The organism is Microthrixaceae bacterium (assembly GCA_023957975.1).
Classification (GTDB): domain Bacteria; phylum Actinomycetota; class Acidimicrobiia; order Acidimicrobiales; family Microtrichaceae; genus JAMLGM01.
In genome coordinates, this window is sequence record JAMLGM010000003.1 from 252,501 (window position 1) to 272,202 (window position 19,702).

The 19,702-nt window shown below is 65.2% G+C and carries 17 protein-coding genes, 1 tRNA gene and 2 rRNA genes (1 of these 20 running past the window's edge); 18 read left to right on the plus strand and 2 right to left on the minus strand.

Annotation, left to right across the window (positions count from 1 at the left end; translation table 11 throughout):
* Both M9952_06125 and rrf read left to right on the plus strand, forming a co-directional pair.
* Positions 1–312, plus strand: a 23S ribosomal RNA gene (locus M9952_06125); it begins 2,770 nt to the left of the window's first position.
* 48 nt (positions 313–360) lie between these two features.
* Positions 361–477: ribosomal RNA gene (rrf, locus tag M9952_06130) — 5S ribosomal RNA — on the plus strand.
* An 89-nt stretch (positions 478–566) separates the two neighbouring features.
* Here the strand turns inward: rrf and M9952_06135 are convergent.
* On the minus strand, positions 567–1,280 hold the full coding sequence (locus M9952_06135) for an HAD family hydrolase (protein ID MCO5312501.1): 714 nt from the start codon (positions 1,278–1,280) through the stop codon (positions 567–569).
* A 232-nt stretch (positions 1,281–1,512) separates the two neighbouring features.
* On the opposite strand from M9952_06135, the gene M9952_06140 reads away from it, so the two are divergent.
* From M9952_06140 to M9952_06170, 7 genes are read left to right on the plus strand one after another with little or no spacing between them, the layout of a single operon-like run.
* Positions 1,513–2,511 (plus strand): hypothetical protein, encoded by a 999-nt coding sequence (locus M9952_06140; protein ID MCO5312502.1) that lies wholly within the window; start codon positions 1,513–1,515, stop codon positions 2,509–2,511.
* On the plus strand, positions 2,508–4,070 hold the full coding sequence (locus tag M9952_06145) for an aldehyde dehydrogenase family protein (GenBank protein MCO5312503.1): 1,563 nt from the start codon (positions 2,508–2,510) through the stop codon (positions 4,068–4,070). The genes M9952_06140 and M9952_06145 overlap by 4 nt, the downstream gene beginning before the upstream one ends.
* Entirely contained in the window at positions 4,067–4,933 is an 867-nt protein-coding gene (locus M9952_06150) for an aldehyde dehydrogenase family protein (protein MCO5312504.1), read from the plus strand. Before M9952_06145 ends, M9952_06150 begins: the two co-directional genes overlap by 4 nt.
* 57 nt (positions 4,934–4,990) lie before the next feature.
* A complete protein-coding gene (locus M9952_06155; GenBank protein ID MCO5312505.1) occupies positions 4,991–5,797 on the plus strand; it encodes a TatD family hydrolase in 807 nt (268 codons plus the stop codon).
* Entirely contained in the window at positions 5,794–6,408 is a 615-nt protein-coding gene (locus M9952_06160) for a hypothetical protein (protein ID MCO5312506.1), read from the plus strand. Before M9952_06155 ends, M9952_06160 begins: the two co-directional genes overlap by 4 nt.
* On the plus strand, positions 6,405–7,265 hold the full coding sequence (rsmA, locus tag M9952_06165) for a 16S rRNA (adenine(1518)-N(6)/adenine(1519)-N(6))-dimethyltransferase RsmA (protein MCO5312507.1): 861 nt from the start codon (positions 6,405–6,407) through the stop codon (positions 7,263–7,265). Before M9952_06160 ends, rsmA begins: the two co-directional genes overlap by 4 nt.
* A gap of 11 nt (positions 7,266–7,276) precedes the next feature.
* On the plus strand, positions 7,277–7,996 hold the full coding sequence (locus M9952_06170) for a 4-(cytidine 5'-diphospho)-2-C-methyl-D-erythritol kinase (protein ID MCO5312508.1): 720 nt from the start codon (positions 7,277–7,279) through the stop codon (positions 7,994–7,996).
* Positions 7,997–8,032: 36 nt separating this feature from the next.
* Here M9952_06170 and M9952_06175 read toward each other — a convergent pair whose 3' ends face one another.
* Positions 8,033–8,134 carry an AURKAIP1/COX24 domain-containing protein gene (locus tag M9952_06175; protein ID MCO5312509.1) on the minus strand — a complete coding sequence of 34 codons (102 nt, stop codon included), beginning with the start codon at positions 8,132–8,134 and terminating at the stop codon, positions 8,033–8,035.
* Between the two features lie 209 nt (positions 8,135–8,343).
* Here M9952_06175 and M9952_06180 point away from each other — a divergent pair, with 209 nt between their 5' ends.
* The 9 genes from M9952_06180 (at position 8,344) to mfd (ending at position 19,693) form a co-directional block, all read left to right on the plus strand.
* Complete coding sequence (locus M9952_06180) at positions 8,344–9,696, plus strand: hypothetical protein (protein MCO5312510.1); 1,353 nt, start codon at positions 8,344–8,346, stop codon at positions 9,694–9,696.
* Between the two features lie 150 nt (positions 9,697–9,846).
* Complete coding sequence (locus tag M9952_06185; protein MCO5312511.1) at positions 9,847–11,358, plus strand: sugar transferase; 1,512 nt, start codon at positions 9,847–9,849, stop codon at positions 11,356–11,358.
* Positions 11,359–11,407: 49 nt separating this feature from the next.
* Positions 11,408–12,406 carry a glycosyltransferase family 2 protein gene (locus M9952_06190; GenBank protein MCO5312512.1) on the plus strand — a complete coding sequence of 333 codons (999 nt, stop codon included), beginning with the start codon at positions 11,408–11,410 and terminating at the stop codon, positions 12,404–12,406.
* 81 nt (positions 12,407–12,487) lie between these two features.
* Positions 12,488–12,560: transfer RNA gene (locus tag M9952_06195), tRNA-Gln, on the plus strand.
* 49 nt (positions 12,561–12,609) lie between these two features.
* Positions 12,610–13,722 carry an NTP transferase domain-containing protein gene (locus tag M9952_06200; GenBank protein ID MCO5312513.1) on the plus strand — a complete coding sequence of 371 codons (1,113 nt, stop codon included), beginning with the start codon at positions 12,610–12,612 and terminating at the stop codon, positions 13,720–13,722.
* 13 nt (positions 13,723–13,735) lie between these two features.
* Entirely contained in the window at positions 13,736–14,722 is a 987-nt protein-coding gene (locus M9952_06205; GenBank protein MCO5312514.1) for a ribose-phosphate diphosphokinase, read from the plus strand.
* Positions 14,723–14,868: 146 nt separating this feature from the next.
* Positions 14,869–15,480: a 50S ribosomal protein L25 gene (locus tag M9952_06210; GenBank protein ID MCO5312515.1), complete on the plus strand. Its 612-nt coding sequence runs from the start codon at positions 14,869–14,871 to the stop codon at positions 15,478–15,480.
* A gap of 35 nt (positions 15,481–15,515) precedes the next feature.
* Entirely contained in the window at positions 15,516–16,148 is a 633-nt protein-coding gene (pth, locus tag M9952_06215) for an aminoacyl-tRNA hydrolase (protein MCO5312516.1), read from the plus strand.
* A 2-nt stretch (positions 16,149–16,150) separates the two neighbouring features.
* Positions 16,151–19,693, plus strand: coding sequence for a transcription-repair coupling factor (gene mfd / locus M9952_06220; protein MCO5312517.1), 3,543 nt, complete (start codon positions 16,151–16,153; stop codon positions 19,691–19,693).
* Positions 19,694–19,702: the final 9 nt, after the last annotated feature.

A 19,702-nucleotide genomic window follows, 5' to 3' on the forward strand; every position in this document is an offset into this window, starting at 1 on the left:
AACGTCGCGAGACAGTTCGGTCCCTATCCTCTACAGCCGTAAGTGACTTGAGAAAAGCTATCCCTAGTACGAGAGGACCGGGATGGACGTAGCTCTAGTGTGCCAGTTGTTCCGCCAGGGGCATGGCTGGTTGGCTACCTACGGAAGAGATAACCGCTGAAAGCATCTAAGTGGGAAGCTCCTTTCAAGATGAGGTCACTCACCAGGTTAACTGGGTAAGGCCTGTGATAGACGATCACGTTGATAGGCCGGAAGTGTACGCACGGTAACGTGTTGAGCTGACCGGTACTAATCGGCCGAGGGCTTTAGTTGTTCTACATGGTTGTTCGTACTTGCTATCAACTTTTCAAAGATCTTGGTTTCGGTGGTTTTAGCGAGAGGGTCACACCCGTTCCCATCCCGAACACGGTAGTTAAGCCTTTCAGCGCCGATGGTACTTGGGACGGGAGTCCCTGGGAGAGTAGGACGCCGCCGGATTTCGTATGAAACGGGTTGGAGGAACCAGTTGCTGGTTCCTCCAACCCGTTTTCGCTCGTTTTTCCGTATTTAACCGCCATCAACCGCCATCAACCGAGGAGATCGTCGACGGCGCGGGGAACGTCATGGAGCGTCGATGTGCGGCGGTACCGCGGGTGGTCCAACGGATCCTCGGCGGTCTCGAGCGCCCAGGTGGTGTGATAGGGGACGTGAACTGCCCCGGCCCCAAGCCCAAGCACCGGCCACACGTCCGAATGCAGTGAGTTTCCGACCATCACGAAGCCGGCGGAGTCGATCCCGTGACGTTGAAGGACCTTTGCGTAGGTATCGCTGTCCTTTTCATGCATGATTTCGACGGCGTCGAAACGTTCCGCAAGCTGGGAGGCGTCGATCTTGCGATGTTGATCCTTTAGATCACCCTTGGTGAGCAACACCAGGCGGTGGCAGGAAAGGGCGTCGAGCGCGTCGTGGACGCCGTCGAGGATTTCCACCGGATGGTGCATCATCGCCTTGGCTCGTTCGACCAGCCGAAGTATCTGTGATGTGTCGATCTCGCCATGCGAGATCGCGATAGCGGCTTCGATCATCGAGATCGTCGCTCCCTTGATGCCATAGCCGAAGCTCGGAACGTTGCGGCGCTCGGTCTCGATCAAGGCATCATGGGCCGCTTGGCGTGGGTCGGCGTGATCGGCTTCGAGGTAAGGCGCGACGAGTTCAGCGAAGAGGTCGTAGGACTCGACGAAGTAGTGCTCGTTGTGCCACAAGGTGTCGTCGGCGTCGAAACCGATCCAGATGTCGCTCACCGCTCAAGTGTCGCTCACCCCCCAGTTCTGCGCACCCTCGCGAGGATGGCGGTGGCTCAGCTGGAGCCGCCCGGCAGGCGCCGATGACTGGCTCCCCCCGAGAGGATTAGTCTTTATGCGGTGTGGCGTCGCTGGGGCGCCATGACGAGGATGTGGCGATGGCGAGCGCGTATGGGCGGGCACGTGGCACCGCGGAGGTCGGCGGATCGTCGAGGGCCGTCGGTGGTTTTCGATGAGCGGCGGTGGAACCCTGGGCTATCGGAGAGCTTCTGGGGTCGGGGCTGGAGCGTTCACGACCTTGTCGGTGAGGCCGGTTGGCGCTCCGGTTCCGGTGTTGTCGACCGGACCCGGACCAGCCGAGCTTGGCCGTGTTGCGTTGGAGGCGGTTCGATTCGGCTCGGTCGACGCTGCTGGGCTTGAGCGCCGCGCAGAAGAACTGGGCGGCCGGGTCGTTACGGGATCCTCGCTCGCTGCAGGTCTCGATCTGACGATTCGCTGTATGGACCTGGTCGGTCCAGAGAATCTCGAGTCGGCATCGAGCGTCGCAGCGCTTGCATCACGCGCCGGCGAACCAGACCGCTCCGACCCCGCGTGTCCGGCAATCGCTGCGGTGCGTGTCGACCCCCGCTTCGTCGCGGCCGTGACCGACGCTCTCGCAGGGTCCCCGGTGCGGGTCGTGTCGGGCACCGCAAGGATTGCGATTGGCGAGCATCGGCCATCGCAGCGGTTGGTCGAAATCGGTGAGACCGTTACCGCTGGAGCCCACGAGGTCGACATCGTCTTCGAAGGCGGGCAGCGGTATTCGGACGGTATCGATCGATGGTACGAAGCGATCGTGGCCGCGACGCGTGCGTGCGCGCCGGCAAAGCTCAACGTCGGTCTCGAGCTCGGTGGGCTCGACGGATACCAGGAAGTTCGGCGCGCCTCGATGGTGGCGATGGCGGCCGGGGCCGACATGATCAGGATCGCTACCGGGACCCGTACACCACGAGCGTCGCAGGCCGCAGTCCTCTGCGTGAGCGAGGCGATCAGCGATTTCGCAGTGCAGAGCGGACGGCGAGTCGGTTTGAAGGTCGACGGCAACGCGCTGGGTGTCGAGCAGGCGCTGCGCTATCTGGTGATTGTCAACGAGACGTTGGGAATCGCCTGGCTCCGCCCCGATTGGTTTCGCCTCGCATCGACGGGCCTGCTCGATGAGGTAGTCGAGCAACGTCGGACGGGGCGTTCATGACCCCAGGCGACCCCACCTTCAACGCCACGAGGTCCGCCGGCGGTTTCGCCGACTACTCGCCGGCGCTTGAGAACCGGCGACGTGTCGTCATACGTGAGGTCTACGCCCACGTGATCGACGGGGCATTCGTGCCATCGGCCAGTTCGAAGACGCTCACGGTCGTTGAGCCGGCAACGGGTGAATCACTCGCGGAGGTGGCCTCCGGGAATGCCGCGGACGTCGACCTCGCGGTTCGGGCGGCGCGTCGTGCATTCGACAGGTTGTGGAACGACACGGACCCGCTCGAGCGCGGCAGGCACTTGTTTCGCCTCTCGCAGGTGATACGACGGCGATGCCGCGAGTTCTCGGTCCTTGGAGCGATCGAAAGCGGCCGACCGGTGCGTTGGCTGCGGGAGACCGACGGGCCGGCGGCGGTGGCGCAGATCTTCCATTTCGCTGGTTGGGCCGACAAGTTGGAGTGGGCCGTCGGAGGCGGTGTGAGACCGGTCCCCCTCGGTGTGGTGGGCGTCATCTTGCCGCCGGGGGCCGGCGTGGCAGCATTGGCGCGCTCCGTCGCTGCGGCGTTGGCAGCTGGAAACACCGTCGTGGTGAAGCCATCTCAACGCGCGTCGCTGAGCGCGTTGATGTTCGCTCACATCTGCCGCGAGGCAAGGTTGCCTCCAGGGGTGGTCAACGTGGTCACCGGCGGCGACGACACGGGGGCCGCACTCGCTGCTCACCCGGCGCTGGGGGCCCTGGAGTTCACCGGTTCGGCTGAAGCCGGCAAAGCCGTCGCACAATCGACGGCGAAGGCTGGCACCCGGTTGTTGTTGGAACTGGAAGGCAACTCCGCGCAGCTGATCTTTGACGACGCGCCGCTCGATCAGGCGATCGACGCGGTCGTGCGTGGAATTTGGCAACATCGAAGCGAGCCATGGGATGTCGCGAGCCGAGTGCTCGTCGAGGAGTCGATCGCAGAAGAGGTGGTCGACCGTCTCGCCCGGAGACTGCAGCAGGTACGGGTAGGAGACCCGCTCGACAACAACACCGACGTCGGCCCGCTCGACTCGGCCGAACAGGTGGGTCGGACTGAGGCTCTGGTGGCGGCAGCGAGGCAAGATGGGGCTGAGGTCGTTCGCTGGGCCAAGCGGCCGCCCGAGCGCGGATGGTTCGTCAAACCGACCCTCTTGCACCGAGTTGAATTGCCTCATCGCTCGCTGGCTGAGGTGACCCGCGGTCCGGTGCTCAGCGTGTTGACATTTCGGACTCACGACGAGGCCGTAGCGATTGCGAATCAGGTGGCGTCGGGGCGGTCGGCCGGGGTGTGGACCACCGACGCTGCCCGCTCACAGTGGGTGGCCGATCAGCTGCACGCCGGGTTTGTGTGGGTGAATTCCTACGACCTGGTCGACCCTGCGAGTCCGACTTGGGGACTCGCCCGGTCGCTGGGAGGGGACCGTGGAGGGCGGTTCGGGGTCGGTGCTTATCTCGAGCTGTCCGCCGATCGCGGCCGGTGCGAGGGCGCCAGCGCAATCGACGGGTGTCGGCCTCGACACGGCGACGGGGGAGAGACGCCATGAGTTCGGTCGATCCGCGGAGAGCCTCCCCGATGTCGACGACGTCTCGACGTCGTTACCGGCATCTCATCGGCGGTGCCATGGCCGAATCGATGTCGGGGCGTTGGGCGGAGGTGACCCTCGCCGACGGTACGACGGCAGGGATATGCGAGGCGGACACGGCCGAGGTTTCCGCCGCGGTCGCGGCCGCCATCGACGCACGCTCGGAGTGGGCAGCGCTGGCACCGCAACGGCGAGGCCAGGTGCTCTTCGAGGTGGCAGAGGCGCTCGACGGTCACCGCTCACATCTGGTCGAGGAGTTGTGCCTCGGAGGCACCGACCGGGAAGCGGCGGAGGCGGAGGTCGCCGAGACCATCGATTGCTGGACACATTGGGCCGGGTGGGCAGACAAGCTTGCGGCGGTGTTCGGCGGCGCCAGTGCAGTGGCCGGGTCGTTCCTCGCTTCGACCACCCCGCACCCGATCGGTGTTGTCGGCGTTGTCGCCTGCGCCCGACGCCCTCTGTTTGCGTCGGCAGCGTTGGTGGCTCCGGTCGTCGTTTCAGGCAACGCGGCGGTGGTCCTGGTAGACGGATTTGCCCCATGCGGTCCGCTTGCCGTCGGCGAAATCCTCGCAGCGAACGATCTTGCCGCTGGAGTGATCAACCTGTTACACGGCCCGGCGCCGACGCTGTCATTGGCCCTCGCTGACCGGGTCGATGCGATCGCGCTGCCCGAGGTGGCCATCGGCCTCGACCTGGTGGGGGAACTGGCGGAGCGGGCCAGCAGGCGGTTCGTGAGGGTCGTCCGCCTGAGCGATGCCCGCGATCCGCGTGGGGCAGCCGAGTTCGTCGAGTTCTCGACGGTGTGGCACCCCGCCCGCGTGTGATGTGGTCGCCGATCAAGCTGAGCGTGGTCTTGGTGGGGTTTTACCCACCGGGTGGCTGTGAACGAAGCTGTAGCGATGTGGATCGATAACCACTGCCATCTTCCGGCCGATCAGCCGGAACTCGTGCGTCAGCTGATCGACGAGGCGGCTGCCGGGGGCGTGGAGGCCTTCGTCAATGTCGGATGCGACCTCGCCGGGTCAGCGGCGGCAATCCGAGTCGCCCGAGATCACCCTTCGGTCTACGCGACGGTCGGCGTCCACCCCCACGACGCGAAGGACGGCACGGACGGGATTCGCGATCTTGCGGGCGGCGACCAGGTCGTGGCGATCGGGGAATGTGGACTCGATTACTTCTACAACCATTCTGAACGCGAGGTTCAACGAGCGGTGTTCGCCGAGCAGATCGGCCTCGCCCACGAACTTGGCTTGCCGCTCGTCATCCATTCGCGCGAGGCGTGGAAGGAGACCTTCGAGATCCTCGATGTCGAAGGGGTGCCTCGCAATACGGTGTTTCACTGCTTCACCGGAGGTCCGGGAGACGCCGAGGAGTGTCTCGAACGCGGCGCCATTTTGAGCTTCAGCGGAATCGTGACCTTCCCATCCGCTGAGGACCTCAGGCAAGCGGCAATGATGTGCCCGCTCGACAAGATGATGGTCGAGACCGACTCGCCGTACCTCGCCCCGGTCCCGCACCGGGGCAAGCCGAACCGTCCCGCGCACGTCGCAGTCGTCGGGGAGTACCTCGCGCAACTCCGAGGGGTCGATGGTGAACACTTCGCTCAGCTGACCTCGGCGACGACTCGGTCGTTCTACGGGTTGGGGACCGACGGTGGAGTTGCGCTGAGTCGCGGAGCGGGGGCATGACGCCGATGCGCGGGGCGCAGAATTCCCCAGGCGAATCGGTTCGACGCGTTTTCATCATCGTGTTGAGCGTTCTGACCGTCGTGGCGGTTCCCTGGGTGATCATCGGCAAGATTCGAGATGGTGGATCCGAATCCACGGCCGCGACGTCGACGACGGCGCAGGTCGGTTCCACCTCGGTGGAGACGACGTTGATCGAGTCGCCCACGACGGTCGCCGAAGGCGGCGACGTGGTGCAGGTCGCGTTGAATCCGCGATGGGTTCAGCGGGGTACGAGTCGCTACTCCGAAACCGATGCGCAGCGGCGAGAACGGATTCGACGCCAGCAGCTCGGAGCCGTCGCTCCGTCGGAGTCGGCGGGGCGGGGCGACTCGACGGTTGACGCCTCGGAACCGACGCCGCAATCAGGTTCGGTGACAACGACGGTTGCGCCCCCGAAGAAGTCGACGACGACCGCTGCCGCGGGGACGGCGCCAGCCGCGACCGCCACCCCGACGACAGCCCCGATCCCGACGACCGCCGTCACGGTGCCCGAAGTGGATCCGGTCGAGCCGCCGGTGTCGATCGAACCACCGCCGGCGGTGGCTCCGGCCATGGAGGTCCTCAGTCCATGACCGAGCCGCGACCCGGTTCGACGTTACCGCTGTTGACCCGTACGCGGTTGCTTGAGGTGATGGCTGAACACGACCTCGCGCCACACCGCACCCTCGGTCAGAACTTCGTGATCGACCACAACACCATCCGAAAGATCGTGCGGCTCGCCGGTGTGCAGCCAGATGACGTGGTGGTTGAAGTCGGCCCTGGTCTGGGCTCGTTGACGCTCGGCCTGCTCGAGGCGGGGGCGTCGGTGCGCGCGGTGGAGATCGACGCCCGTCTCGTGCCAGCGATGCAAGCGATCACCGCGGGCGCCGCTGAGGTCACCGTCGCCGATGCGCTCGAGGTCGACTGGTCGAAGGTGACGAGAGGCGAACCCTGCACCCTTGTTGCGAATCTGCCCTACAACGTCGCGACCCCGGTCGTGTTGCGCATCCTCGATGAGGCGCCCGAGATCGGTCGGCTGGTCGTCATGGTGCAAAAGGAGGTCGCCGAACGGCTGGCTGCCACGCCTGGTTCGAAGGCGTACGGTATCCCGTCGGTCAAAGTGACCTACTGGGCCACCGCGCGAATGGTGGGCACCATCGGTTCGGAGGTGTTCCATCCGCGTCCGAAGGTGACCTCTGCGCTCGTGGAAATCATCCGGAGACCCCAGCCCGTCGATGGCTCCGATCCGACCGCGTTGTTCGCTCTGGTGAAGACGGGGTTCGGGCAGCGGCGAAAGACGCTTCGGCGTTCGTTGTCATCGCTGGTCGACGACGAGGCGTTCGTCGCCGCCGGGGTTTCCCCTTCGGCGAGGGCCGAAGAACTCGACGTGGTGGCCTGGTGTCGTCTCGCTGCGGCGGTTCGTAACAAGGCGGAGTCAGCGCTGTCATAGGTTGGTGGACGATGATTGAACTCCTTGCACCGGCGAAGCTGACCGTCTCGTTGCGCCTGACCGGCGTGCGGCCCGACGGCTATCACCTGATCGATGCCGAGATGGTGTCGCTCGATCTGTGCGATCGGCTGTGGATGTCGCCGGGACGCGGTGTTGAGATGCGGGGTCGCTACGCCGGGGAACTGGCCGGGCCGACCGACGGTACCGACCTGGTGTCGAAGGCGCTACGCCTGATCGGTCACGAGGCATCCGTGGTCGTCGAAAAGAACATTCCTGCCGGCGCCGGACTCGGGGGAGGTAGTAGCGACGCGGCCGCCATTCTTCGATGGGCGAACTTCGACGACCTCGCGGCGGCGGCGGAGCTCGGCGCCGATGTCGCCTACTGCCTCGTCGGTGGGCGGGCCCGGGTCCGCGGCATCGGGGATATCGTCGAGCCGCTGGACGAGCGCCGCCAGACGTTCACCTTGGTGACGCCTCCCGTGCATTGCTCCACCCCGGTCGTGTACCGGGTCTGGGACGAGCTTGGGGGCCCGACCGCGCCGATGGACGCGGTCGAACCGAACGACCTGACCGAAGCTGCGCTGATGGCATTTCCGGAGATCGCTCGGTGGAGAGACGAACTCGCCGAGGCGAGCGGTCTCACCCCCCGGCTAGCGGGGAGTGGGTCGACCTGGTTTGTAGAGGGCAGCTTCCCCGGCGCCGGTAGACAGGTCGTGACGACGTTGTCATGACGCGTTCGGCGGCCGGAAAATTCTCCGGCCCTGGGGTTACTTGCCGCGTGCTCGACGTTGGTGACGAGTGCGGCGAAGGAGCTTGCGGTGCTTCTTCTTCCGCATCCGCTTACGGCGTTTCTTAATCAATGAACCCATGGCGGGTGGAACTCTAGCGAGCACCCCCGTACGCGTGCGAACCCGCTGGTGTTCGACACAACACCACCACCCTTCACAGTTCTTGCACGCGGCGCCTACTTCCGTTCGGGTGCGTGCACCGGTAGCGTGGACACGGCCCGTTCGCGTACGGCCGGACGGCGAAGGACCACAGGAGGGACACTCCGGTGGCGTAGGGAAGTTGAGGTTTCATGTCTGAGCTCGGGACGACGGCGGTGGGCACACTGGCGACACTGCCTGATCCGACCCTTGTCGAGGAACACAACCCGATCAGTTTCCGCTTTCCCCGTCGTACCTGGTTGCTGATCGGGCTGGCGACGCTGGTGGCAGGAGTTCTGGCGTCGCTGGCGACACTGGCGTTGCCCGAGCAGTACGCGGTGACCCGGACGTTGTTCGTGATGAACAGTTCCAATCCGACCGATATCGATACCCTCACCCGACTGCTCGAGGAGCTCATCGCCGACAAGGGCTTTGCGATGGAGCTCAAGCAGATGGCCGATGTCGATCTCCCCGTCGAGAAGGTCAAATCGATGGTGAGCACCAACCGGCCACCGTTGTCGGCGTCGCTCGACGTCGTTGTTCGCGCCGCCGACAGGGAAACGGCGGCGACCCTTTCGGCCGCGATCGTTCCCACGCTGGAAAAGGTCTTCGAAACCCCCTTCAAGAACGTCCCCATCAGCTCGCGTATCGCCACGCCGGTGGTGTTGGACATGTGGGAAGGCGGCGTCGCCGAACAGGAATACGTTCCGTGGTGGATGGGCTTCGTGGCCGGCGCTGCCGTTGCGTTCATGTTCGGGTTCGTGGTCGCTGCGTATCGCCAGTATCGGCGTCCGGTGATCGCCTCGGCGCGAGACGTGGGAGAGGCGCTCGATCTCCCGGTGCTCGCTCGCGTCGCGACGATCGGCGACGGCCGAGGAACCAACCCGTCCGACGCCGTTCTCGGCATGCTCAGCGCGATCGAACGGTTGGGAACCGCGGGCCCGATTCATCGCCTGGTGGTCGTTGGCCCCGAGGCGGATCTCGAGCGTTCGAAGCTCGTGTTGGCGCTCGGGTGTGCCATCGCCCGAAATTTCGATCAGCCGGTGGCGATCGTCGACGCTGACCTGCAGAACGCGTCGCTGTCCAAGTTGGTCGGAGCGATCGATGAACCGGGTCTCGCGGAATGCCTCAGCGGCGATCTCCGGGTCGACCAGACCCTGCTTCGCATCGAGAACGGACATATGCCCGCGGTCCTCGACTCGATGGCTCCTCCTGCGGGCATGATCCGATTGATGCCCGCAGGCATCGATCGGAGCGGCAACCTGTTGCGCATGCGGTCGAACCTTCACCAGGTGCTCGGCACGATGTCGGGCAAGTACGTCGTGATCATCGACGGCCCGCAGGTGCCGGGATCGGTGCCGACCCACCAGTTGTTGACGCTTGCCGATGCGACGGTCGTCGTGGTGACAGAGGGGGGCACTTCGATTCGCGATGCCAGGTTCACCGGCAACGCGGTTCGGTCGAACACGACGAATCCGGTTGGCGCGGTGGTCCTGCGCCGGTGAACGCAACCCGTATTTGTGAAGAAACTGAGGAAACCCCCTTGAGTGTTGAAGGGCGGCGTGCTTAGCTCTTGAGGTACTTGGGGAGTCGAGAGTCATGACGACGCGGCGTCGGGGCTCGGCACTGTTTGGGAAACCAACGGGAGTTGATCGATGCTGAAGCCTGCCGCTGCGAGGCCATCCGAACACGACGCATCGGAATTCGAGGCGTCCGAGAGCTCGAAGCGTCGATCGCTGCGGCTCGTCGGTCGAGACGGGGGATTCGCCAGCGATTCGCACGGCGACGCGGCGCCGTTCACCCAGCAACAACGTCGGGGTATCGGCGCATGGGCGTTGTTGCTCGGCGTTGCTCTCGACGCCGTCATCGTCTTGGGGGTCGCCTACCTCACGAGGCGGGGTTCCGGGAGCGATCGCGACCTTGGCAACATCATTCTCGCCTATACAGCGATTTCCACGGTGCTCCTCCTGCCCACGCACCGTCGCGGTCGGGTGGTTCCACGCCCGAGCGAAACCGCCCTTTCGGTTGTCGTGCGCATCGGATTGGCACCGCTGATCGCGTCGGTGCTCGCCGGGTGGGTCTCCGCCGTCGACATCACGGTCTGGGCCCAGTTGGTCGCCATCACCTCGGCACTCGTGCTGCTGGGCAGGCTCGTGTCGTTCAAGCTCGTCCAGGGCCTGCGTTCTCGTGGGTACGACCTGGAGGATGTGATTCTCGTCGGCGCCGGGGCGGTCGGCCGCGACCTCGCCGAGGCCATCGACCAGAACCCGGACTGTGGGCTGTTGCCGATCGGGTTTCTCGACCGCTTCGACGAGCGCGGCCGTCTTCCGGTGATCGATCGCCCCGAGAACCTCGCCGAGGTCTGCGCGGAGCGCAACATCCGCCACGTCATCTTGGGGTACGGTGCCGCCACCGAGCACGAGATCGTCGGGTATGTCCGCCAGTGCGCCGCCATGCCGATCCAGTTCTACACGGTTCCACGATTCTTCGAACTCGGGGTGGCCTCCGGTGCCACCGGCTTCGAGGTCGACGGGTTCGCCATCACCACGCTCGGCCGCGCCGGACGTCACCACCTCATGTGGCCACTCAAGCGGGCATTTGACCTCGTAGTGACCAGCGTGATGTTCATCCTCACGCTGCCGGTGTTCATCGTCGTCGCCGCGGCGGTCAAACTCACCAGTCCCGGCCCCATCCTGTTTCGCCAGGAACGGGTGAGTGTCGACCACGTCCCATTCGAGATTCTGAAATTCCGCACGATGGCCCATGTCGCCGATCCGAAGAAGCAGGCGGAACTCGATCAGCGTGCACAGGCGGTCAACCTCGACGACGACCGAATCACTCCGATCGGTCGGTTCCTTCGCAAGTCGCACCTCGATGAGCTTCCCCAGTTGATCAACGTGTTGAAGGGCGAGATGTCGATCGTCGGTCCGAGGCCGGAGCGTCCGTACTTCGTCGACCAGCACTCCGAGGAGTACCCGGCCTATGCCCACCGGCATCGCGTTCCGGCCGGGATTACCGGCTGGGCGCAGGTGAACGGGTTCTGGGGCGATTCGTCGCTGGAGACTCGCGTGCGTCTCGACAACCGCTACATCGACGACTGGTCGCCGGTGCGCGACCTGGTGATCGGGCTGCGCACGATCCCGACGCTGCTCGGCAAGCGCCGCTGAGCGCGCGCTGTGGTTCCTGCCACGACGAGGTCTCGGTAAGACTGCTCGAATGACTTCGACAACTCCGCGCTCCGGTGGCCAGCCGCTCGTGAGCGTCGTGATCCCTGCGTACAACGAAGAACGGTCCATCTCCACGTGTCTCGACGCGGTGTTGGCTCAGACGTGGGACAACCTTGAGGTGCTGGTGCTCGATGGTGGTTCCCAGGACCGAACCCGCGAGATCGTGGCGGAGTACACCGCCGTCGACCCGAGAGTTCGCGTCGTGGCGAATCCGGGGCGGACCCAGCCGGCCGCGTTGAATGCCGCCCGTGCGAGCATCACCTCGGACTGGATGATCCGGATGGACGCCCACAGCACGATTCCCGCCAATTACGTCGAATCGGTGATGGCGCACCTCGGTACCGGAAAGTGGGGTGGGGTCGGCGGTCGCAAAGACGGTGTCGCCACCACCGCCGCCGGCCGTGCCATCGTCGCCGCGCTCGGGTCCAAGTTCGGGGTCGGCAACTCGAAGTACCACCACAGCACCGAGGTGGAAACCGTCGATCACATTCCGTTCGGCGCCTACCCGATGTCGGTCGTCAACGAACTCGGTGGTTGGGATGAGTCGAACGTGTCCAATGAGGATTTCGAGTTCGACTACCGCGTGCGGCAGTCGGGACGCGAGCTGCTTTTCGACCCGGGCATCGTCATCTTCTGGCAGACCCGGGAGACGATCGGGTCGTTCTTCGAGCAGTATCGACGCTATGGCAGAGCCAAGGCTGTCACGCTGCTCACCCACCCGAAATCTGCCTCGCCGCGCCACGTCCTGCCGGCCGTGCTGGCGTTGGCGATGATGTTCGCGGCGGTCATCGGCTGGCGCAAGCCCAAGGTCGCGGCTGCGATCGTCACGCCCTATCTCGGCGGCATCGCGGTGGCGACCGCGTCGATCGCACCTAAGTTGACCGCCCCGGAGTCGCTTCGATTCGTTCCGGGTGCGTTGATGGCGATGCATTTGGGGTACGGCGTGGGATTGTTGGAAGCGTTCGTGCTGGGTCGGCGTAACCGCTGAGGCGCGGTTCGGATTCGCGGCGGGCCACGGTGGTTTCGGTTGTGGAATGACGGGTTCGATCGAATACGCTCAACAGATCCTTCGCGGGTAGTTCAATTGGCAGAACACCGGACTTTGAATCCGGTTGTTGCAGGTTCGAGTCCTGCCCCGCGAGCATTCATCGATTCGTCCGCACGGATGATGCGGGCGGTGCCGGGGGCGCCGTGACCACAACAGTCGAGCAGCGACGTCCGCTCTACGCCGTGGTGCTCGCGGCTGGGGAAGGGTCGCGGATGAAATCCGAACGACCCAAACCGTTGCACCGGTTGTGCGGGAAACCGATGCTGGCCTACGTCCTGGAGTCCCTCGAGACGAGTTCGGTCGATGCGATCGCCATCGTCGTGGGTCACAAGGCCGAGGTGGTGACAAAGAAGATCACCGAACATCCGCTGTCGACCGCACTGCATTTCGCTCACCAAGAGGTACAGCGCGGCACCGGAGACGCAGCTCAGATTGGCCTTGCCGGTCTGCCGGAGGATGTCGATGACGACAGCGACGTGATCGTCCTGCCCGGCGATGCGCCGCTATTGCGCGCAGAAACGATGCGCGAGCTCGTCGAGCGGCATCGCAGCAGCGGTGTGGCGGCGACGCTGCTGACCGCGGAGCTCGACGATCCGACCGGGTACGGCCGGATCGTGCGGGCCGCGGGCGGGGCGGTGGTCGACATCGTCGAACAAAAGGATGCGACCCCCGATCAACTCGCCATCCGCGAGGTCAACACGTCGATCTATTGCTTCAAACGTTCGCTCCTCACACCGGCCCTGCGGCGACTCAGCCCGGACAACGCGCAGGGCGAGTACTACCTGACCGATGTCGTGAAGGTGCTTGCCAGTGCGGGCCATAGCGTCGACTCGATGATCGCGCCCAACCCGGAGGAGGCTTCGGGGGTCAATGACCGGTTGCAGCTGTCCCATGCGGAGGCGGAGATGCGTCGCCGCACGAACGAGGCGTTGATGCGGTCGGGTGTTTCGATGCTCGATCCGGCGACGACCTATGTCGAAACGACCGTGACCGTCGGCCGTGACGTGACGCTGTTTCCCGGTGTCGTCCTCCAGGGGCGAACGGTGATCGGCGAAGGCGCCGAGATCGGTCCGAACTCGCGCCTCGTCGACAGCGTGGTCGGACGCGACGCGATCATCGAGTCGACGGTCGCTCGAGGAGCGGTGATCGGCGACCGCGCCGTGGTCGGTCCATTCGCCTGGTTGGGCGCTGGGTCCGAGATCCCGTCCGACGCGGTCACCGGAGCGTCCTACAATTCTGACACCGCCCAGCCCTGATCGGGAGTTGCTCATGGAGCTCGTCACCAAGAAGCGTTTGCACCTCGTCGCGGGGCGTAACAATCGCCCGCTCGCAGAGGAGGTGGCGCAACGCCTCGATGTCTCGCTCGGACCGATCTCGGTGTCGGAGTTCGCCAACGGTGAGCTCCACTGCAAGTACGGCGATTCGATCCGCGGCTCCGACGTGTTCATCTTCCAGGGGCATTCCTCGACACCCGAACTGTCCATCAACGACGCGTTGATGGAGCACCTCATCATGGTCGACGCCGCCCGCCGCGCCTCGGCCAAGCGGATCACGGTCGTCGCTCCGCTCTACGGGTATTCGCGTCAGGACCGAAAGGCAGAGGGACGCGAGCCGATCACGGCGAAACTCATCGCCGATCTGTTCAAGGTGGCGGGTGCGAAGCGGCTGGTGTCAGTCGACCTGCATTCAGGGCAGATCCAGGGGTTCTTCGACGGCCCGGTCGATCATCTCACGGCGATGCCGGTTCTGGTGCAGTGGATGCAGGACAACCTCGGCGATACCGATCTGGTCGTGGCATCCCCCGACGCCGGCCGGGTGAAGGTCTCCGAGCGCTACGCGAACCAGTTGCACGCGAACATCGCCATGGTTCACAAGCGTCGCGTGCGCGGTCTGAAGAACACCGTCGAAGCCAAAGATGTCGTCGGTGACGTCGCCGGCAAGGTGTGCGTGCTGATCGACGACATGATCGACACGGGCGGGACGCTGGTGGCCGCCGCCGAACTGCTGGCCGAACGCGGGGCGTCCAAGGTGTACGCGGCTGCGACCCACGGAGTCTTCAGCGGTCCGGCGATCGAACGGATCGAGAATTCCGTGCTCGAGAAGGTCGTGATCACCAACACCGTCTACCAGCCGCCCCAGAACCGGATCGCGAAGATCGAGGTCCTGTCGGCCGCCGGCATCATCGCCGACGCGATCGATGCGGTGTTCGAAGACACGTCGGTGTCGGAGATCTTCCACGGCGAGAACCAGCACTGATCCAAACGTCAGCGCTGACGCAAACCGCCGCGCTCCGGCACGATTTCGGGCCCCACTTGGCCCTCGCGGGGGTGGGCGGATAGTCTCTCAATCCGGCCTTGGCGCGTCCCCGCGCGGCCGTGACGTTCGTTTGAGGAGTAATTGTTATGGCTGAGGTCACCCTGACCGCCACCACCGGCCGCGAACTCGGCACCAGCTCGTCGCGCCGCCTGCGCGCCGAAGGCTTCATTCCCGCCACGGTGTACGGCATGGGCAAAGACGCGAGCTCGGTGCAGGTCGCTCGCCCCGACTTCCGCAAGGCGATGACGACCGACGCCGGTGTCAACGCGCTCATCAAGCTCACGGTCGACGGTGAAACCGAGTACGCGCTCGTCAAGGAGATTCAGCGTCACACGGTTCGTCGTGAGGTGATCCATATCGACCTCCTGCGCATCGATCCCGAGGTTCCGATCGTTCTTGACGTCCCCGTCGTGTTGACCGGCGAGGCGAAGCAGGTCACCGCAGGTGGCGGCATGATCAACCAGCGTCTGCGTAGCCTCCGGGTGACGGTGCGGCCGGACTCGATCCCCACCGAGATCACGATGTCGATCACCAACCTCGATGTCGAACAGACCTTCACCGTCGGCGACCTGGCGTTGCCGGACGGGGTGACCACCGAGTTGGACCCGACGACGGCGGTCGTGTCGGCCCCGCTGACCCGCGCTGCAATCGTCGCTGCCCGCCAGGCGGCCAAGGGCGACGACGCCGCGGAATCCTGATCGCATCCGGTTCGCCCCGGCCCTGCTGATCGATCGTGGTGTTGCGGCGCGGCGGGTCCGCCAGGTCCGGTGCGAAGGAGCACACCACGACCCCGTGGGATCTGATGGTGGTCGGCCTCGGCAATCCGGGCCCGAAATACCGCGGGACCCTGCACAATGTCGGAGTCGAGGCGATCGAGTTGATCGCCGAGCGAACCGGCTCGCGGTTTCGGACCGCCAAGGAATCGGCGCTGGTCGCGGAGACCCGGCTTGGTCCGGCGCGGGTGGCGCTGGTCTTTCCGCAGACCTACATGAACGAGTCGGGCCGAGCCGTGGCCCCGCTGGTGAAGCGTTACGGAATCACCGACCTGTCAACGCTGGTGGTCGTGCACGACGAGCTCGACCTCGAGCCGGGCCGAATGAAGGTGAAATTCGGCGGCGGGCTCGCTGGCCACAACGGTCTTCGTTCCATCAAGGCCCACCTGCATTCCGACGGGTTCACGCGCATCCGCATCGGGGTCGGTAAGCCCCCGGGTGGCAAGGACCGAGGGGCGGATCACGTGCTGGCCCAGCCGACGAAACGCGACCGCGAACTGATTTCGGTGTGCGTGCACGAGGCGGCGGACGCGGTCGAGATGATCCTGACCGATGGGGTGGAGGCTGCGATGGGTCGGTATAACCAGAAATGACCGTGACCGACCCACCGAGGCTCGAAGCGGGCCGCAGCGCATTCGACGGTGCAGGGGCGTTGGGCGCACTCGCTCCGCTCTTGCGCGATGAGCCGGCGCTCACGTCGACCTTTGGTCGGGTCTCGGCGACCATGGCGGTGCCCGAACCCGCTCGGGCCGCGACGATCGCAGCGATCGCCACGTTGTCGGAGCGTGCGCCGATCGTCGTGGCAACGCCGACCGCGCAGGATTGTGAGCGCCTCGCGAGCGATCTGGTGAGCTTCCTTGGACACGACGCGGTCGAGACCTTTCCGGCTTGGGAGACCCTCCCGTTCGAGCGCGTCAGCCCGTCGGTCGAAACGATGGGGCGACGTCTGCGCACGATGTGGCGTCTGCGGACACCCGGACGGTCGCCGAGGGTCGTCGTGGCCTCAGCGCGGGCGCTCGTGCAGCGCCTCGGCCCGCATGCGGATGACGTCGAACCGGTCGTGGTCAGACCCGGCGCGGTGATCGACCAGGAACGGCTCGTGGGCGGCCTGGTCCAGGCCGGCTATCGCCGTGAATACCAGGTGGAACACCGCGGCGAACTGGCGGTGCGCGGTTCGATCGTCGACGTGTGGCCATCGACGGCGGACGGTCCGATTCGAATCGATCTGTGGGGCGATGAGGTCGATCGGCTCACCTCGTTTTCGGTCAACGATCAGCGATCCGATACCGATGTCGACCAGGTTGAGATCTTCCCGTGTCGCGAGCTGATGCTCACCGACGAGGTGCGCGAGCGTGCGGCAGCGCTCGAGACCTCCGAGCCGTGGGGTGCCGAAACGTGGGCGCGCCTTGCCGGCGGAGAAACGTTCGACGGCATGGAGTCGTGGCTTCCGTGGTTGGTGGCCGGCGGGGCGTCTGGCGACGGGGAACGGGTGCTGTTCGATCTCATCGGCGACGACGCGCAGGTGGTCCTCGTCGAACCGCGACGGATGCGCGATCGGGCCGGTGACATCATCGCTGAAGAGGTCGACCTGGCGCGGGTGCTGTCGGGAACGTGGGGGGCGAGTTCGGACGGGGTGCTGCCGCGGCTGCATCTCGATTTCGATCGGTTGCTGAGCCACACACGGGCGCCGAGTTGGTCGATGACGGTCGCTCCCGAAGGGCCCGAGGTCGAGACGATCCAGGCGGCCGGGTGGGCGTCGGCCTCCGGCGACGGTTCGCGCTTGGTTGCACAATTGAAGGATCTCGCCAGCACGGGGTATCGCATCGTCGTCGCGGCGGAGGGTGCAGGATCGGCCGAGCGGCTTGCCCGGCTGCTCACCGAACAGGGTGTGTCCTACCCGCTGCACCTTGAGGGCGGCCCGGCGCTGTGCGAGCCGGGCGGTCACATCGTCGTGGCGCCGCTTCACCGCGGATTCATTCTCACGACCTCGAAGGTCGCGGTGCTGAGTGAAGCAGACCTGACGGGTCGTCGTCGCACTCACCGGGTCGTGCGCGCCCGCAAGCGTCAGTCGGAGAGCTACTTCGACGACCTCAAGGTGGGCAGCTACGTCGTACACCACCACCATGGGGTTGCTCGCTTCGGCGGCATGGTGAAGCGAAGCATCGGCGGGGTCGAGCGGGACTACCTGCTGTTGGAATACCGCGGCGACGACAAGTTGTACGTGCCCTCCGAGCAGATCGACTCGGTGCGGCACTACTCCGGCGGCGAGACGCCGACCCTGTCGAAGATGGGGGGCGCTGATTTCGCCAAGGCCAAGTCCAAGGTCGCGTCAGAGGTGGCGACCATCGCCCAGGAGTTGGTGGTGCTGTACCAGAAGCGGGTGCATACGCCAGGAATCTCGTTCGCGGCCGACACTCCGTGGCAACACGAGATGGAAGACGCGTTCGCGTTTGCCGAAACCCCCGATCAGCTAGCGGCCATCGCCGACGTCAAGGGTGACATGGAAGCCGATCGGCCCATGGATCGACTGGTCATCGGTGATGTGGGGTTCGGCAAGACGGAGGTCGCGATCCGCGCCGCGTTCAAGGCGGTGCAGGACGGATACCAGGTGGCGGTGCTCGTGCCCACGACACTGCTCGCGCAACAGCACTTTGCGACGTTCTCGGAACGCTTTGCCGCCTATCCGGTTCGCGTTGAGGTGATGAGCCGTTTCCTCACCGCGAAGCAGGGCAAAGAGGTCGCCGCCGGGCTGGCCGCGGGCGAGGTCGACATCGTGATCGGGACTCACCGCCTGTTGTCGGGCGACGTCGAGTTCAAACGGCTCGGCCTGTTGGTGGTCGATGAGGAACAGCGCTTCGGGGTCAGCCACAAGGAGGCGATCAAGCAGTTCCGCACCGACGTCGATGTGCTGACGTTGACCGCGACCCCCATCCCTCGAACGATGGAGATGTCGCTCACCGGAATTCGGGACCTGTCGCTGTTGCAGACGCCGCCGGCTCAACGTCAGCCGATCCTCACCTATGTCGGCGAGTACGACGACCGGGCGGTGGCCGAGTCGATCCGCCGTGAGCTGCTGCGCGAGGGGCAGGTGTTCTTCGTGCACAATCGGGTGGCCGACATCGACCAGAAGGCCGAGGAGCTGCGCGACCTGGTGCCCGAGGCTCGCATCGCCGTCGCTCACGGACAGATGGATGAGGGCACGCTCGAACGTGTGGTGGTCGAGTTCTGGGAAGGCGCGTACGACGTGCTCGTGTGTACGACGATCATCGAGTCGGGCATCGACATGCCGACGGTGAACACGCTGGTCGTCGAGCGTGCAGATCTGCTCGGGCTCGGCCAGTTGCATCAGTTGCGCGGACGCGTCGGGCGCTCCGGCAGCCGAGCGTACGCCTATCTGTTCTTCCCGCCCGATCGTGAGCTGTCGGAGGAGGCCTACGAACGCTTGCGCACGATCGGCGAGGCCACCGAGCTCGGGTCGGGGTTCCGGATCGCCATGCGCGACCTCGAGATCCGCGGCGCTGGAAATCTGTTGGGAACGGGCCAGAGCGGCCATATCGCCGCCGTGGGCTATGACCTGTACTGCTCGATGGTCAACGAGGCGATCAACGAGTTGAACGGTGAGACGCCGACCGAACCGGCCGAGATCAAGATCGAGTTGCCGGTGGACGCCAACTTGCCGGCGTCCTATGTCGCCCGTGACGACCTTCGCCTCGAGGCGTATCGCCGGCTGGCGGTGGTGACGACCGACGCCGATGTCGACGACATTGCGAGCGAGTGGACCGACCGCTTTGGGCCGATCCCAGAGCCGGCCCAGTCGTTGTTGGACGTGGCTCGGGTTCGCGTGCAGTGCGTTCGCACCGGAGTCACCGAGATCTCGGTCGCCAAGTCGACCGGGTTCGGCGGTCCCGCGCTCGTCGCCAAGCTCGCTCCGCTCGAGTTGCCGCAATCGAAACAGATGCGTCTCGAGCGCCTGTACAAGGGGGCGCACTATAAGTCCGATCTGCGCCAAGTCCAGCTTCCTGTGAAGTCGGGTCGAGTCGTGATTGAGACCTTGTTGGACGCTTTTGCGAAACTCGTCCCCATCGATGACGTTGTTCCCGCCTCCGAGGTGACCTCCTCGGGCAAACGGGGCATCTGACCAGTACGA

Excerpts from the sequence above, each read along its gene's own strand:
- M9952_06140 (MCO5312502.1), top strand. The coding sequence starts at position 1,513 with ATGAGCGGCGGTGGAACCCTGGGCTATCGGAGAGCTTCTGGGGTCGGG.
- M9952_06145 (MCO5312503.1), top strand. The coding sequence starts at position 2,508 with ATGACCCCAGGCGACCCCACCTTCAACGCCACGAGGTCCGCCGGCGGT.
- M9952_06150 (MCO5312504.1), top strand. The coding sequence starts at position 4,067 with ATGAGTTCGGTCGATCCGCGGAGAGCCTCCCCGATGTCGACGACGTCT.
- M9952_06160 (MCO5312506.1), top strand. The coding sequence starts at position 5,794 with ATGACGCCGATGCGCGGGGCGCAGAATTCCCCAGGCGAATCGGTTCGA.
- rsmA (MCO5312507.1), top strand. The coding sequence starts at position 6,405 with ATGACCGAGCCGCGACCCGGTTCGACGTTACCGCTGTTGACCCGTACG.
- M9952_06170 (MCO5312508.1), top strand. The coding sequence starts at position 7,277 with ATGATTGAACTCCTTGCACCGGCGAAGCTGACCGTCTCGTTGCGCCTG.
- M9952_06175 (MCO5312509.1), bottom strand. The coding sequence starts at position 8,134 with ATGGGTTCATTGATTAAGAAACGCCGTAAGCGGATGCGGAAGAAGAAG.
- M9952_06180 (MCO5312510.1), top strand. The coding sequence starts at position 8,344 with ATGTCTGAGCTCGGGACGACGGCGGTGGGCACACTGGCGACACTGCCT.
- M9952_06185 (MCO5312511.1), top strand. The coding sequence starts at position 9,847 with ATGCTGAAGCCTGCCGCTGCGAGGCCATCCGAACACGACGCATCGGAA.
- M9952_06190 (MCO5312512.1), top strand. The coding sequence starts at position 11,408 with ATGACTTCGACAACTCCGCGCTCCGGTGGCCAGCCGCTCGTGAGCGTC.
- M9952_06205 (MCO5312514.1), top strand. The coding sequence starts at position 13,736 with ATGGAGCTCGTCACCAAGAAGCGTTTGCACCTCGTCGCGGGGCGTAAC.
- M9952_06210 (MCO5312515.1), top strand. The coding sequence starts at position 14,869 with ATGGCTGAGGTCACCCTGACCGCCACCACCGGCCGCGAACTCGGCACC.